The organism is Xenorhabdus hominickii (assembly GCF_002632725.1).
Lineage (GTDB): Bacteria > Pseudomonadota > Gammaproteobacteria > Enterobacterales > Enterobacteriaceae > Xenorhabdus > Xenorhabdus hominickii.
In genome coordinates this window covers 217,483-232,599 of record NZ_NJAI01000003.1, presented here as the reverse complement: position 1 = coordinate 232,599, position 15,117 = coordinate 217,483, and the positions used below count along the sequence as shown (strand labels likewise).

The 15,117-nt window shown below is 44.0% G+C and carries 12 protein-coding genes; 9 read left to right on the top strand and 3 right to left on the bottom strand.

Annotated features, from left to right (window positions below; all coding sequences use genetic code 11):
• Positions 1 to 66 precede the first annotated feature (66 nt).
• On the top strand, positions 67 to 1,338 hold the full coding sequence (locus Xhom_RS44550) for an MFS transporter (RefSeq protein WP_069316922.1): 1,272 nt from the start codon (positions 67 to 69) through the stop codon (positions 1,336 to 1,338).
• Positions 1,339 to 1,404: 66 nt separating this feature from the next.
• On the opposite strand, the gene satP is transcribed toward Xhom_RS44550, so the two are convergent.
• On the bottom strand, positions 1,405 to 1,977 hold the full coding sequence (gene satP / locus Xhom_RS44555; protein ID WP_069316923.1) for an acetate uptake transporter: 573 nt from the start codon (positions 1,975 to 1,977) through the stop codon (positions 1,405 to 1,407).
• A 349-nt stretch (positions 1,978 to 2,326) separates the two neighbouring features.
• Between satP and dnaK the strand changes: the two genes are divergently transcribed.
• From dnaK to Xhom_RS44570, 3 genes are all read left to right on the top strand, one after another.
• On the top strand, positions 2,327 to 4,237 hold the full coding sequence (dnaK, locus tag Xhom_RS44560; RefSeq protein ID WP_069316924.1) for a molecular chaperone DnaK: 1,911 nt from the start codon (positions 2,327 to 2,329) through the stop codon (positions 4,235 to 4,237).
• 228 nt (positions 4,238 to 4,465) lie between these two features.
• On the top strand, positions 4,466 to 5,593 hold the full coding sequence (gene dnaJ, locus Xhom_RS44565) for a molecular chaperone DnaJ (protein WP_069316925.1): 1,128 nt from the start codon (positions 4,466 to 4,468) through the stop codon (positions 5,591 to 5,593).
• Positions 5,594 to 5,890: 297 nt separating this feature from the next.
• Positions 5,891 to 6,631 carry a hypothetical protein gene (locus Xhom_RS44570; protein WP_069316926.1) on the top strand — a complete coding sequence of 247 codons (741 nt, stop codon included), beginning with the start codon at positions 5,891 to 5,893 and terminating at the stop codon, positions 6,629 to 6,631.
• Between the two features lie 13 nt (positions 6,632 to 6,644).
• Here the strand turns inward: Xhom_RS44570 and Xhom_RS44575 are convergent, their stop codons facing one another.
• Positions 6,645 to 7,490 carry a DMT family transporter gene (locus Xhom_RS44575; protein ID WP_069316927.1) on the bottom strand — a complete coding sequence of 282 codons (846 nt, stop codon included), beginning with the start codon at positions 7,488 to 7,490 and terminating at the stop codon, positions 6,645 to 6,647.
• Positions 7,491 to 7,696: 206 nt separating this feature from the next.
• On the opposite strand from Xhom_RS44575, the gene nhaA reads away from it, so the two are divergent.
• Positions 7,697 to 8,866 (top strand): Na+/H+ antiporter NhaA, encoded by a 1,170-nt coding sequence (nhaA, locus tag Xhom_RS44580; RefSeq protein WP_069316928.1) that lies wholly within the window; start codon positions 7,697 to 7,699, stop codon positions 8,864 to 8,866.
• 247 nt (positions 8,867 to 9,113) lie between these two features.
• Positions 9,114 to 10,040 carry a transcriptional activator NhaR gene (nhaR, locus tag Xhom_RS44585; RefSeq protein WP_069316929.1) on the top strand — a complete coding sequence of 309 codons (927 nt, stop codon included), beginning with the start codon at positions 9,114 to 9,116 and terminating at the stop codon, positions 10,038 to 10,040.
• A 113-nt stretch (positions 10,041 to 10,153) separates the two neighbouring features.
• On the opposite strand, the gene rpsT is transcribed toward nhaR, so the two are convergent.
• Positions 10,154 to 10,414 carry a 30S ribosomal protein S20 gene (gene rpsT, locus Xhom_RS44590; RefSeq protein WP_069316930.1) on the bottom strand — a complete coding sequence of 87 codons (261 nt, stop codon included), beginning with the start codon at positions 10,412 to 10,414 and terminating at the stop codon, positions 10,154 to 10,156.
• A 348-nt stretch (positions 10,415 to 10,762) separates the two neighbouring features.
• Between rpsT and ribF the strand changes: the two genes are divergently transcribed.
• From ribF to lspA, 3 genes are all read left to right on the top strand, one after another.
• On the top strand, positions 10,763 to 11,707 hold the full coding sequence (gene ribF, locus Xhom_RS44595; protein ID WP_069316931.1) for a bifunctional riboflavin kinase/FAD synthetase: 945 nt from the start codon (positions 10,763 to 10,765) through the stop codon (positions 11,705 to 11,707).
• 70 nt (positions 11,708 to 11,777) lie between these two features.
• On the top strand, positions 11,778 to 14,591 hold the full coding sequence (gene ileS, locus Xhom_RS44600) for an isoleucine--tRNA ligase (RefSeq protein WP_069316932.1): 2,814 nt from the start codon (positions 11,778 to 11,780) through the stop codon (positions 14,589 to 14,591).
• On the top strand, positions 14,591 to 15,097 hold the full coding sequence (lspA, locus tag Xhom_RS44605; protein WP_069316933.1) for a signal peptidase II: 507 nt from the start codon (positions 14,591 to 14,593) through the stop codon (positions 15,095 to 15,097). Before ileS ends, lspA begins: the two co-directional genes overlap by 1 nt.
• The last annotated feature ends 20 nt before the right edge of the window (positions 15,098 to 15,117 follow it).

Below are 15,117 nucleotides of genomic sequence, written 5' to 3'. Positions count from 1 at the left end.
CGATCTCTAATGGGCGATTAAAAATAATCACAATTGCCTAATTTTATAACTATAAATCGGTAACTTATGTCACAACATCAAAATAGAACATTAAACAAACAGGACTATAAAACTCTGTCTTTGTCTGCCTTAGGTGGTGCTCTGGAGTTTTACGATTTTATTATCTTTGTCTTTTTTGCCGTTACGCTTGGAGAACTGTTTTTCCCTGCGGACATCCCTGAATGGCTTAGGCAACTGCAAACATTTGGCATTTTTGCTGCCGGTTATCTGGCTCGTCCCTTAGGCGGGATCGTTATGGCGCATTTTGGTGATTTGATTGGGCGCAAGAAAATGTTTTCGCTCAGTATATTGATGATGGCTATTCCAACTCTGGCCATTGGGATGCTTCCCACCTATGATGCGATTGGTATGGTAGCTCCTCTGCTGCTCCTGCTGATGCGTATCATGCAAGGTGCAGCAATTGGAGGAGAAGTACCCGGCGCATGGGTCTTTGTGGCGGAACATGTTCCTCAGAAACGCATCGGCCTTGCCTGCGGCATTCTCACTGCCGGGCTAACCATGGGTATTTTGTTTGGCTCTCTTGTGGCAACCGTTATTACTTCTATTTATACCAAACAGGAAGTGTTTGATTGGGCATGGCGTCTGCCATTCTTCTTAGGTGGATTTTTCGGTCTTTGCGCTATGTATCTACGCCGTTGGCTACATGAAACCCCTGTTTTCAAAGAAATGCAGGAGCGTAAAGCATTAGCGGAAGAACTCCCGCTGAAATCCGTGGTTTTGAATCACAAACGCGCAACCATTATCTCTATGCTGCTGACGTGGTTACTTTCTGCCGGTATCGTGGTCATTATCTTGATGGCCCCAACTTACATGCAGACGGTCTTCCATCTGGAACAGTCACTGACCCTGAAAGCAAATAGCCTGGCGATTATCTCATTGGCAATTAGCTGCATATCTGTGGGATATCTATGTGATAAATGCGGAGCTGGTATTGTGTTGATCATCGGCTGTATTCTATTAGCCGCCACAGCATGGTTCTTTTATCACAATATCAGTCATGAACCGGTTAAATTATTTAGCGCTTATGCCCTGGTAGGGCTGGCTGTTGGCGTAATTGGCGCAGCACCTTTCGTCATGGTTAACAGCTACCCACCAGAAGTACGGTTCAGTGGTATTTCATTTTCCTATAATATGGCCTATGCCATTTTTGGTGGACTGACGCCGATCTTCGTCACTCTGCTGATGAAATATACGCCACTAGCACCCGCTTACTATATTATGGCTTTATCTGCGATAGGTCTTTTGTTGGGGCTTTATCTGAATAAAAGAACGGGTTGAATATAAAAAAGATTTGGATCTTAAACAAAACAGGATGAGCTTAAGAGTTCATCCTGTTTGGAATAGTTAAGCGTACTTCACTTCACCAATCGGTAGAACAGTACGGCCATATTGTTCATTCAGAACTTCAGCCATTGCCAGATAGAAAGCACTCGCGCCGCAGATAATCCCTTCGAAACCAGCAAAGGTCAAAATGCTCGCATTACCTGTGATATTACCGATAGCCAGTAAAGCAAACAGCAGAACCAGGCTGCCAAACACAAATTGCAGGACACGATTGGCTTTCAATGTTCCAAAGAACATAAACAAGGTGAAAATACCCCACAGAGCAAGGTAAACGCCGAGGAATTCATGGCTGGTTGCTTCAGCCAATCCCATCGTTGGCAGGAACAGCAATCCGATCAGGCTCAACCAGAACATACCGTAAGAGGTAAATGCGGTTGCAGCAAAAGTATTGCCTTTTTTGTACTCAAAGATGCCAGCCAGCACCTGAGCCAAACCACCGTAAAAAATTCCCATGCTCAAAATGGCCGATGCCAATGGGAAAAAACCAGCATTGTGCAAATTCAACAAAATGGTTGTCATTCCAAAACCCATTAAACCCAATGGGCCTGGGTTCGCCAACTGATTAGAGTGCATACGTCCCCTAGAAAATACAAATAAAAACAAAAAGTAAAAAAGTTCTCATGGTGCTTTACTGCACCAATAAAACGTAAAAGGCGGCGAATCATAATGTGATGACATCAACTACACAATGGCCTTCGAAAAAAATTTTTATTAAATCTCAATTTTTTTTCAATCTGCCCCTTGATGATGAGATGAATGACCCCATCTAAGTCTCAACTACAGTTACTACCGATACTTCGGCATGAGCTGGAAACATAAAATGGGGAATGTCTGGCAATCAGTGCCATTGAAAATAAAACATTCGTCCTCATATAGCTTAGTAACTTGACCGAATATATGAATTCTTTGTGGAGGCGTTTAGATGGGTAAAATCATTGGTATCGACTTGGGAACTACCAACTCTTGTGTAGCAATTATGGACGGCACAACTACGCGCGTGCTTGAAAACAGCGAAGGTGATCGTACCACTCCTTCTATCATCGCATATACTCAGGATGGTGAAACTCTGGTTGGTCAACCAGCTAAACGTCAGGCTGTTACTAACCCGCAAAACACCCTGTTCGCCATCAAGCGTTTGATTGGCCGTCGTTTTCAGGACGAAGAAGTACAGCGTGACGAAGCTATCATGCCATACAAAATCATCGCTGCGGATAACGGTGATGCGTGGTTAGAAGTGAAAGGCCAGAAAATGGCACCACCTCAGGTTTCTGCTGAAGTTCTGAAAAAAATGAAGAAAACAGCAGAAGATTATCTGGGTGAGCCAGTAACTGAAGCTGTTATCACCGTTCCTGCATACTTTAACGATGCGCAACGTCAGGCAACTAAAGATGCAGGCCGTATCGCAGGTCTGGAAGTTAAGCGTATCATTAACGAACCAACCGCAGCAGCTTTGGCTTATGGTCTGGATAAAGAAGTCGGTAACCGCACCATCGCAGTTTATGACTTGGGTGGCGGTACTTTCGATATCTCTATCATAGAAATTGACGAAGTTGATGGCGAAAAAACCTATGAAGTTCTGGCAACCAATGGGGATACCCACTTGGGTGGTGAAGACTTCGACAGCCGTATGATCAACTATCTGGTTGATGAGTTCAAAAAAGAACAAGGCATCGACCTGCGTAACGACCCACTGGCAATGCAGCGTCTGAAAGAAGCCGCAGAAAAAGCGAAAATCGAGCTTTCTTCTGCCCAGCAAACAGACGTTAACCTGCCATACATCACGGCAGATGCGACCGGTCCTAAGCACATGAACGTTAAAGTTACCCGTGCAAAACTGGAATCTCTGGTTGAAGATTTGGTTAAACGTACTATTGAGCCTCTGAAAGTAGCCCTGAATGACGCTGGCCTGTCTGTATCTGACATCCAAGACGTGATTCTGGTTGGTGGTCAAATTCGTATGCCAATGGTACAGAAAGCGGTTGCAGATTTCTTCGGCAAAGAGCCACGTAAAGACGTGAACCCAGATGAAGCGGTTGCTATGGGTGCAGCAGTTCAGGGTGGTGTACTGTCTGGTGACGTAAAAGACGTTCTGCTGCTGGACGTAACTCCACTGTCTCTGGGTATCGAAACCATGGGTGGCGTCATGACCTCCCTGATTACTAAGAACACCACGATCCCAACCAAACATAGTCAAGTGTTCTCTACAGCAGAAGACAACCAGTCTGCGGTAACTATCCATGTATTGCAGGGTGAGCGTAAACGTTCAGGCGATAACAAATCTCTGGGTCAATTCAACCTGGATGGTATTCAGCCTGCAATGCGCGGCACCCCACAGATCGAAGTGACTTTCGACATCGATGCTGACGGTATCCTGCACGTTTCTGCGAAAGACAAGAACTCTGGTCGCGAGCAGCACATTACTATCAAAGCATCTTCTGGTTTGAACGAAGAAGAAATCCAACAGATGGTACGTGACGCAGAAGCAAACGCAGAAGCTGACCGTAAGTTTGAAGAACTGGTTCAGATCCGCAACCAAGCTGACCAACTGATTCACGGTACTCGTAAACAAGTCGAAGAAGCAGGCGACAAACTGACTGCGGATGATAAAGCGGCTATCGAGAAAGCGATTTCTGAACTGGAAACAGCATCAAAAGGCGAAGACAAAGCTGAGATCGAAGCGAAGATTCAGGCTCTGGTTGAAGCTTCCAAAAAACTTCTGGAAATTGCACAGCAACAAGCTCAGGCTGGTGCTGCTGATGCAGGCACAGACAACGCGAAGAAAGAAGACGACGTTGTAGACGCTGAATTCGAAGAAGTTAAAGACAAAAAATAATAGCCCTTAAGCCCAATCGATTTCGAGTTGTATCTCGGCAATAAACGACTAAGCCCCAGAAACATAAATAGCTATGTGACTGGGGTGGATGAGCGAAGCCAACAAAGAAACAATTTGAAAGATGAAGGGAATAGCGGGCAAAGTAACAGGGCGCCCTGTTACTTGTTAATTGCACGGGCGTTGAGGTAACTCTACGCCCGTGTGTGCGTATTAAGGGTAAAAAATACAATGGCAAAAAAAGATTACTACGAAGTTCTGGGTGTATCCAAAACCACAGATGAAAAAGAGATAAAGAAGGCCTATAAACGACTGGCAATGAAACATCATCCTGACCGTAATCAGGGTGATAAAGAATCAGAAAGTAAATTCAAAGAAATTAAAGAAGCGTATGAGATCCTGACAGACTCACAGAAACGCGCCGCTTATGATCAATATGGTCACGCAGCCTTCGAACAAGGTGGTATGGGTGGTGGTGCCGGTGGCGGAGCTGACTTTAGCGATATCTTTGGTGACGTTTTCGGAGATATTTTCGGTGGTGGCCGCCGTCAGCAACGCGCTAGCCGTGGCTCAGATCTGCGTTACAGCATGGATTTAACACTGGAAGAAGCTGTCCGTGGTGTGACCAAAGAGATCCGCATTCCGACATTGGAATCTTGCGATAGCTGCCATGGCAGCGGAGCAAAATCGGGGACCAGCCCAGAAACATGTTCAACCTGTCACGGTGCCGGGCAAGTACAAATGCGCCAAGGTTTCTTCGCGGTTCAACAGCCTTGTCCTCATTGTCATGGTCGCGGAAAAATCATCAAAGAACCTTGCGGTAAATGTCATGGACATGGCCGTGTTGAAAAATACAAAACGCTGTCTGTCAAAATTCCAGCAGGTGTTGATACTGGCGACCGCATTCGCTTAAGTGGTGAAGGTGAAGCAGGTGAACATGGAGCACCAGCAGGTGATTTGTACGTACAGGTTCAAGTCAAGGCTCACCATATCTTCGAACGCGACGGCAGCAACCTCTATTGTGAAGTGCCAATCAACTTCGCAACTGCGGCATTGGGCGGCGAAATTGAAGTCCCTACCCTTGATGGCCGCGTCAGTCTGAAAATTCCTGCTGAAACACAAACTGCTAAACTGTTCCGCATGAAAGGCAAAGGTGTTAAATCCGTCCGTGGCGGCGTTCAGGGCGACTTACTGTGCCGTGTTGTTGTAGAAACACCGGTTAAATTGAATGAAGAGCAAAAAGAGCTGATGCGTCAATTAGGTGAGTCTTTTGGCGGGAAAGGCGGTGAAACCAATAGCCCTCGCTCTAAGAGCTTCCTTGATGGTGTGAAGAAGTTTTTTGATGATCTGACTAAGTAATTTCATGCTTTTGTAAGATCTCGATAATAGCGCCTCCTGATTATTATTTAATTTATTGATTATCAGGGGGTTCTTTTTTTATTCATTGATTCCCTCTCTATTTTCTGCCGTTTAAAGCAACGTTATCATCTGATTAACCTTGAAACTTCCTTAAAAAAAGCAGAAAGTATCACTGCTGGACGCCTTAAAAATAACATCCTATCTATATAAACAAGCCCAATAACAGTAATAAAATTGTTGAATTTAATTATACAAGTCTATTCCAGATAAAATTCTAAGCGATAACAGGGGCAGATTATGATTGAAAATATTCTAAACGATGCGATTAAGCATGCACGGCATATTTTTCAAGCAAAAACAACAAATAAAACTTATATTAACATTGAAAGACTGCCTGAAAATAAGAGAGTAATGTATACCCCTCAACGTATCAGAGAAAAGGAAAATATACATAATGAATTTGTAAATACTTGTCGGGGAATAAGGAATATCATTGATAAATATAAATATGTCGTATCTGAATCAGATGCTGGCAAAGTATTAATTGGAAACTGTGGCGAATTATCAGCGGCAGTATTTGGCTATTTACTCAATCATCATGCTAATAATATTTTAAATTGGTTTATGACAAGCGGAAAACGGAATGTAAATAATGCAAAAATGCCTATCTATATATTTATTATCACATTTAATGACCCTTATGATCATGGGCTCGTTGTTGTCATGCTTCCTGAAAAAGCTCAGGACTTGCCCGAATTAAATAAAGTATATGGTGCCTTACCTGATAACGCTTGGGTATGTGACCCTTGGGCTAATATAGCGTGCTCATCTAAAGAATATAACACTAGATGGAAAGTTAAAATGCTGAGATGGCATCTGGTAGGTAAATCAACATCAGTATATCAACATGAGAATTTGAACCCCCCTCCATCACCAATGAGGCAGGCTAACTATCATGCTGTGACCCTCAGCCAAAAAAAGGTGTTGTGTATAGGAATGATATTTCCTGATGGTCAGGTTAAGATAACTCATCCGTAACGAGATAAACTCGTTACCCCAATTTTGTTCCAATCACTCCCGCTACGATCACAACACAAGCCAATAATCGCATTTTGCTAAATGGTTCCCGCAAGATAAACACAGACAATAACATGGCAAACAGCACACTGGTTTCACGTAATGCAGCCACCAACACAATAGGAGCATGACTCATTGTCCAAATAACAATGCCATAACTCAATAATTGCATCAGCCCTCCCATCAAACCCTGCTTCCAGTATTGACGAATACTTTTTCCAACTGTATCCCAATATTTGAAATACATAACCGCGCCCATTACCCAGCCATTAATAGCAAACAACCACAAAATATAGGTCAGAGCATTATCGCTGGCACGGGAGCCGACACCATCAGACAAGGTATAACAGGCGGTAAATACTGATGTTGTAATCGCAGCAATCAATGTGTTGCGATCCAAGTGAAGAGATTTTCTCCCTTGCGGAAACGCAATCAAAATGATCCCCACAATAATTAACCCAACCCCCAGTATGGCAAAGGGCGGTAACATTTCTCGCAGAAATAACCAACTCAATAAAGCGGTGATGAGTGGTGCACATCCTCTAGCAATCGGATATACCTGACTTAAATCTCCCGTCTTATAAGAACGGCTCAAAAACAGACAATAACCAATATGCAGAATGGCAGATAATGCTAACCACGGTAACGAGGCAAGTGTCGGCAATCCCACCCAAAATAATCCTGATGTTGAAATCAACCCGGCAAAAAAGACAATAATAGAAATACCCAAGAATCGATCAGCGCTAATCTTTACTAACGCATTCCAACTAGCATGCAGCAGAGCAGCGCTGAGAACAAACAAGAAAAGTAAAGTGGTCATGAAATATTTTGTTTAATTATTAACATAACAGGCGATAAAAACATCATCTACTATCTAAGATAATTTATCAATATTGCAAAATATGTTACTTTCATAAAGTTATAGTTCGTATATATCGATTTATTTGGCACAAATAATCTACTTTTTCCGATACCATGACTGTCATAACATTGACACCTTAATCAATTTCCATAGGTTATCTATTCATGACTGCAATCATTCGCCAATTCTTGAAATTAGAGGCAGCAGGAGGAATTCTCCTCATCATAGCGGCCATCATTGCGCTGGTTATGGCGAATACGCCATTGCAGGGTATTTATCATCAATTTCTCAACCTTCCAGTGGCAGTGCAATTTGCCGCATTGGAAATCAATAAGCCACTATTGCTATGGATAAATGATGGCTTAATGGCAGTATTTTTCCTGATTGTCGGATTGGAAGTGAAGCGGGAACTGATGGAAGGCTCACTTGCCGGCCGTGACAAAGCAATTTTCCCTGCAATTGCTGCGTTGGGAGGCATGCTCGCTCCTGCGCTGATCTATTTGCTATTTAATGGCAATGATGACATCACACAACAAGGTTGGGCTATTCCTGCTGCGACAGATATCGCCTTTGCACTTGGGATCATGGCATTGTTAGGAAAACGTGTTCCCACCGCACTAAAAGTATTTTTACTTGCTCTGGCAATCATTGATGACTTAGGTGTGATCGTTATTATTGCGTTGTTTTATACCAAAAGCGTTTCTTTAGGAGCACTTGGTCTCGCCGCTGCCATGATTGCGCTTTTAGCATGGATGAACTGGAGAGGCATAGCCAAAACTTCCATTTATCTGGTTGTTGGTGTTGTTTTGTGGGTTTGTATTCTGAAATCTGGTGTTCATTCAACACTAGCAGGCGTTATCGTTGGGTTCTTGATCCCTCTGCGCGACAAAAAAGATGATTCACCTTCCGAAACACTGGAGCATGAATTACATCCGTGGGTAGCGTATTTAATTCTGCCATTATTTGCTTTCGCCAATGCTGGTGTCTCATTGCAAGGCGTTACACTCGATGGCTTAACAGGCATGCTACCCGTGGGCATTGCGATTAGTCTATTCATTGGAAAACCATTAGGTATTTTCTTGTTTAGCTGGGTTTCGGTAAAAATAGGTGTTGCTAAATTACCGGAAAAAATTGGTATGCAGCAAATTTTCGCTGTTTCCGTACTGTGTGGGATCGGTTTTACTATGTCTATCTTTATTTCCGGTTTGGCATTTGAAGGTCTAAATGATTCTTTCAGTACTTACTCCCGTTTAGGTATATTAATTGGTTCTACAACTGCGGCTGTCGTTGGTTATGGATTACTAAATATACTATTACCGAAGAGAAAAACGTAGAAAAATGCAAGTGAATAGATTAATTTAAGCACAAATTTATAAACAATTTCCGAATTAATTCAACCTATTAATATTACGCTACAGTATTTTTTACCTACTTTGCCATAATATTTCATCTCAATAGAAAAATAGGATTACGCCACAATTTGGCGAAACAAAATGTATGGCCGACTGTTATATACCCGACAGGCTTCAAGAGCGATAGATGAAAGGTATACAGATATAAGGCATACATAAGGATCAATATATGCAGGTTTCACATTTAAATTTTAACCACCTTTATTATTTTTGGCATGTTTGCAAGGAAGGTTCTGTTGTGGGTGCAGCAGAAGCACTCTATTTGACGCCACAAACCATTACAGGGCAGATTAAAGCATTAGAAGAACGATTGGGTGGAAAATTGTTCAAACGTCAGGGAAGAGGCTTGGTACCGTCTGAACTGGGGCAATTGATTTTCCGTTATGCAGATAAAATGTTTACGCTCAGTCAGGAAATGCTGGATATCGTTACCTACAGCCGAGAATCAAACCTACTGTTTGATGTGGGCGTCGCGGATGCTCTTTCCAAACGTTTAGTCAGCAAAGTACTCGAAACCACTGTTGTAGAACATGAGAAAATCCATTTACGCTGTTTCGAATCAACTCATGAAATGCTGCTTGAGCAACTCAGCCAGCATAAGCTGGATATGATCCTGTCAGATTGTCCAGTAGATTCTTCTCAACAAGAAGGTTTGTTCTCCGTGAAATTGGGTGAGTGCAATATCAGTTTTTATTGCCGTCAACCGATCCCGGAAAAACCGTTTCCAGAATGTTTGGAAGAACGCCGTTTATTGATCCCGGGGCGCCGCTCTATGCTAGGCAGGAAACTCCTGACATGGATACGCAATAAAAATCTTCAGGTTGAAGTGCTGGGCGAATTCGATGATGCCGCACTGATGAAAGCATTTGGCCTGTATCATAATGCTATTTTCATTGCGCCTTCATTTTATGCCAACGATACTTTTGCTGATAGTGATATTGTTGAGATAGGCCGACTGGATGCCGTACAAGAAGAGTATTACGTCATTTTTGCGGAACGCATGATCCAGCACCCTGCTGTTCAACGAGTGTGCAACAAGGACTTTTCTGCTTTATTCAGCGCACCACCCAAAAGCAGCCCTAAAAAATTATATTAAATCGACAGTTATAACCAGATGTTCTAACTGTATGATATAACAATATAGATATAACAACAGATACAAAAAAACCGGCTAGAAGGCCGGTTTTTTTAACATAATCAAAACAATAATTACATTGCTTTGATTTGTGCTGACAGAGCAGACTTATGACGTGCTACTTTATTTTTGTGGATCAGACCCTTACAGGCTTGACGATCAACAATTGGTTGCATGTCACTGAATGCTTTCTGTGCAGCTTCTTTATCGCCAGCAGCGATAGCCGCGTATACTTTCTTGATAAAAGTACGCACCATAGAACGACGGCTTGCGTTGTGCTGACGGCGTTTCTCAGACTGTACGGCGCGTTTCTTAGCTGATTTGATATTAGCCAAGGTCCAACTCCCAAATATATTCTATCGAGGACAATTCAAAGGCCGAGGAATATGCCTGTTCAGCCTTCTTTTGTCAATGGATTTGTGCAAATAAGCGTCGTTGTACTGCGACGCTGGTTACGTTGTGATGGGGCAGGATTTTATCAGCTTACTGAGAGGGAATACAGTCTTTAGCAATAAAAAACTGAATGAATCGCAGAGAAATGCAATAAATTAAATATTTTTCGGGCGTCTGGCCTATTTTTATTGTATGAATCAGGTTATTAATTTAAACCCTTTGTGATCGTGGGTTAACCTTGAGCCTTGTACAAGGTATAATCCGGCAATTTCCACGGTATTGAGCCAGCTATGGAGCTAATTCGCGGTATACACAATATCCGGGCGCGTCACCATGGTTGCGTGCTGACGATTGGTAATTTTGATGGTGTCCATCGCGGGCATCAAGCTTTATTAAAACACTTGAAACAAGAAGGGCTGCGTCTCGGATTACCGACGGTGGTCATGATTTTTGAACCGCAGCCATTGGAAGTTTTTGTTGCAGATAAAGCGCCAGCTCGCCTGACACGGCTAAGAGATAAAATAAAATATCTAGCCCAAAATGGTGTTGATTATTTATTATGTGCGAAATTTAACCAGTATTTTGCCGCTAATTCACCTGAAGCCTTTGTTTCACGGTTGCTCGTTGAAAAACTGGGTGTTAAGTTTCTGGCAATAGGCGATGATTTTCGCTTTGGCAAAAATCGCCTTGGCGATTTCCACTATTTGCAGCAAGCAGGTAAACAATACAATTTTGATGTCGCCAACACAGACAGTTTTTGTGATAGCGGCCTTCGGATCAGCAGTACAGCTATTCGTCAGGCATTGCAAAATGATGATCTGGCTCTGGCCGAAACATTACTGGGGCACCCTTACAGCATAAGCGGTAGAGTGGTTTACGGTAACCAATTGGGACGCACCATTGGGTTTCCCACAGCCAACCTGCCGTTAAAACGCTTGGTTGCGCCTGTTAAGGGCGTCTATGCTGTTGAAGTCCACGGATTAGGCAATACGCCCTTACCGGGTGTTGCAAATATAGGCAGTCGCCCCACCGTTTCTGGTCAGGGCCAGCAACTTGAAGTGCATTTGATTGATACCCAAATGGATCTATATGGGCGTCATATCAATGTAGTATTACGCAAAAAATTGCGTGATGAGCAGCGATTTGCTTCACTTGATGCGCTTAAACAGCAAATCGCAAATGATGTGGTTGCAGCAAAAGAATATCTTTTGCAGCAATCCGAGTCATGTATCTGATACCCGATAAATTTCACACTGAAGCTTGAAATATTAGGGTATAGCGGAAAATTGGAACTGAGAATCTATAATGAGTGACTACAAAGACACCCTGAATTTACCGGAAACAGGGTTCCCCATGCGCGGGGATTTAGCCAAGCGCGAACCAGATATGTTGAAACGTTGGTACAAGGAAGGTTTGTATCAGGCAATTAGAAAAGCAAAATCTGGCAAGAAAACGTTTATTTTGCATGATGGCCCTCCTTATGCAAACGGCGATATTCATATTGGTCACTCAGTTAATAAAATTCTCAAAGACATTGTTATTAAGTCCAAAGGATTATCAGGCTACGATTCGCCTTATATTCCGGGTTGGGACTGCCACGGTTTGCCAATTGAGCTCAAGGTTGAGCAAATTATCGGTAAGCCGGGGGAAAAATTTTCCGCCGCTGAATTCCGTGCTGAGTGCCGCAAATATGCCATGACTCAGGTCGAAACACAGAAAGCGGGTTTCCAGCGTCTGGGTGTACTGGGTGACTGGGATAAACCTTACCTGACGATGGACTTCAAAACTGAAGCCGACATCATTCGGGCACTAGGCCGCATTATCGACAATGGTCATTTGCTGAAAGGTGTGAAACCTGTTCATTGGTGTACAGATTGTGGTTCCTCCCTTGCCGAAGCAGAAGTGGAATACTACGACAAAACGTCCCCTTCCATTGACGTGCGTTTTACCGCCGTTGATGCTGATGCCGTGTACGCTAAATTTGATGTACGGCATCTGAGCCTACCCGTTTCTCTGGTTATCTGGACAACCACACCGTGGACATTACCTGCTAACCGCGCTATTTCACTGAATGCGGAAATTACGTATCAGTTAGTTAAAGTTGAAGATAAGTGTCTGATTCTGGCAGCGGAATTGGTTGAATCCGTCATGCAACGCGCAGGCATCACTTCATGGGAGGTCGTGAGCGATTGCACTGGCGCAGATTTGGAATTAATGCGTTTCAATCATCCATTCATGGGTTATGACGTTCCTGCTGTTCTGGGTGACCACGTTACCCTCGATGCAGGTACAGGTGCAGTACATACCGCAGGTGGTCATGGCCCGGACGATTACTCCATCAGCCTGAAATATGGCCTTGAAATCGCGAATCCTGTAGGCCCGAACGGTTGCTATATCTCCGGCACCTATCCTTCACTGGATGGTCAGTTTGTCTTCAAGGCGAACGATATCATTGTTGAGCTGTTGCAGGAAAAAGGCGCACTGCTGAGCCTGAAAAAAATCCAACATAGTTACCCTTGCTGCTGGCGTCACAAAAAACCGATCATCTTCCGTGCAACACCTCAATGGTTTATCAGCATGGATCAGAACGGCCTGCGTGAACAATCATTGAAAGAGATCAAAGATGTTCAGTGGATCCCAGGTTGGGGACAGGCTCGCATCGAATCAATGGTAGAAAACCGCCCGGACTGGTGTATTTCCCGCCAGCGCACATGGGGTGTTCCGATGTCTCTGTTTATTCATAAAGAGACACAAGAGCCACATCCACGCACTGTCGAATTGATCGAAGAAGTTGCGAAGCGTGTCGAAGTCGATGGTATTCAGGCATGGTGGGATTTGGACACAGCCGAACTGCTGGGAGCTGAAGCCGCTGATTACGTTAAGGCACCGGATACGCTGGATGTCTGGTTTGATTCAGGAAGCACTCACTCTTCAGTTGTGGATGCGCGCCCAGAATTTCACGGTAATTCAGCCGACATCTATCTGGAAGGTTCTGACCAACACCGTGGCTGGTTTATGTCTTCACTGATGCTGTCAACCGCAATCAAAGGCAAGGCCCCTTACCGTCAGGTTCTGACTCACGGATTTACCGTTGATGAGCAGGGACGTAAAATGTCCAAATCCATCGGTAACACTGTCAGCCCGCAAGATGTGATGAATAAACTGGGTGCGGATATCCTGCGTTTGTGGGTTGCATCAACGGATTATTCAGGTGAAATCGCAGTTTCTGACGAGATTTTAAAGCGTTCTGCTGATGCGTATCGTCGTATCCGTAATACCGCTCGCTTCCTGTTGGCAAACCTGAACGGTTTCGATCCAGAACAACATATGGTGAAAGCTGAAGACATGGCTGTACTGGATCGTTGGGCAGTAGGCCGCGCTCAGGCAGCTCAGGCAGATATCCTTAAATACTATGACGAATATGATTTCCATTCCGTCGTTCAGCGTTTGATGCAGTTCTGCTCCGTGGAAATGGGCTCGTTCTATCTGGATATCATCAAAGATCGCCAATACACCGCGAAAAGTGACAGCCTTGCACGCCGTAGTTGCCAGACTGCTTTGTTCCATATCGCAGAAGCGCTGGTTCGCTGGATGGCACCAATCCTGTCATTCACTGCTGATGAAATTTGGAATGAACTGCCGGGCAAACGTGCTCAATATGTCTTTACCGAAGAGTGGTATGAAGGGCTGTTTGGTCTGTCTGATGGCGAAGACATGAACGACACATTCTGGGCTGAACTGCTGGAAGTTCGTGGCGAAGTGAATAAAGTTCTGGAACAGGCACGTGCTGATAAACATATCCGCAGTTCACTGGAAGCCGCTGTAACGCTTTATGCAGATGAAACACTGGCAGAAAAACTCAACCAACTTTCTGACGAATTGCGTTTTGTGCTGCTGACTTCTCAGGTTGAAATTGCAGACTATGCAGCCGCCAATGAAGGTGCACAACAAAGCGAGATTGCAGGTCTAAAAGTGGCCTTCCGCAAAGCGGACGGAGAAAAATGCCCACGCTGCTGGCACTATGCTAAAGATGTGGGTCTGGTGGCGGAACATGCTGAACTTTGTGGCCGCTGTGTGACTAACGTTGCCGGTAACGGTGAAGAGCGTAAATTTGCCTGATGAATAAGCCCATTTGTTCCACTGGTCTTCGCTGGCTTTGGCTGGTTGTAGTGATATTGATACTGGACTTGGGAAGTAAACACTTAGTATTGCAGCATTTAGCGCTGTACAACCCGATACCCTTGATACCTTCATTCAATCTGATGTATGCCCAGAATCTGGGAGCAGCATTCAGTTTTCTGGCGGATAAAGGCGGCTGGCAACGTTGGTTCTTTGCGCTGATCGCCATTGTTATCTCAGTCGTTTTGATGGTGATGATGTATCGCTCCAGTGCTAAGCAGAAACTGAGTAATATCGCTTATGCTTTGGTCATCGGTGGGGCATTGGGGAATCTGTTTGATCGGCTGGTGCATGGCTTTGTTGTTGATTTCATCGATTTTTATGTCGGTGAATGGCATTGGCCCACCTTTAATATTGCAGATTCAGCCATCTGCATCGGAGCAGCTCTCATCATCATAGAGAGTTTTATCAGCCAAGATGACAAGAAAGCTGTACCGAAGGCATAGCCATTAAAAGAAAAATAAGA

What these genes read in the sequence shown, in the direction of transcription:
- Xhom_RS44550 (WP_069316922.1), top strand. Translation starts at nt 67, where the DNA reads ATGTCACAACATCAAAATAGAACATTAAACAAACAGGACTATAAAACT.
- satP (WP_069316923.1), bottom strand. Translation starts at nt 1,977, where the DNA reads ATGCACTCTAATCAGTTGGCGAACCCAGGCCCATTGGGTTTAATGGGT.
- dnaK (WP_069316924.1), top strand. Translation starts at nt 2,327, where the DNA reads ATGGGTAAAATCATTGGTATCGACTTGGGAACTACCAACTCTTGTGTA.
- dnaJ (WP_069316925.1), top strand. Translation starts at nt 4,466, where the DNA reads ATGGCAAAAAAAGATTACTACGAAGTTCTGGGTGTATCCAAAACCACA.
- Xhom_RS44570 (WP_069316926.1), top strand. Translation starts at nt 5,891, where the DNA reads ATGATTGAAAATATTCTAAACGATGCGATTAAGCATGCACGGCATATT.
- Xhom_RS44575 (WP_069316927.1), bottom strand. Translation starts at nt 7,490, where the DNA reads ATGACCACTTTACTTTTCTTGTTTGTTCTCAGCGCTGCTCTGCTGCAT.
- nhaA (WP_069316928.1), top strand. Translation starts at nt 7,697, where the DNA reads ATGACTGCAATCATTCGCCAATTCTTGAAATTAGAGGCAGCAGGAGGA.
- nhaR (WP_069316929.1), top strand. Translation starts at nt 9,114, where the DNA reads ATGCAGGTTTCACATTTAAATTTTAACCACCTTTATTATTTTTGGCAT.
- ribF (WP_069316931.1), top strand. Translation starts at nt 10,763, where the DNA reads ATGGAGCTAATTCGCGGTATACACAATATCCGGGCGCGTCACCATGGT.
- ileS (WP_069316932.1), top strand. Translation starts at nt 11,778, where the DNA reads ATGAGTGACTACAAAGACACCCTGAATTTACCGGAAACAGGGTTCCCC.
- lspA (WP_069316933.1), top strand. Translation starts at nt 14,591, where the DNA reads ATGAATAAGCCCATTTGTTCCACTGGTCTTCGCTGGCTTTGGCTGGTT.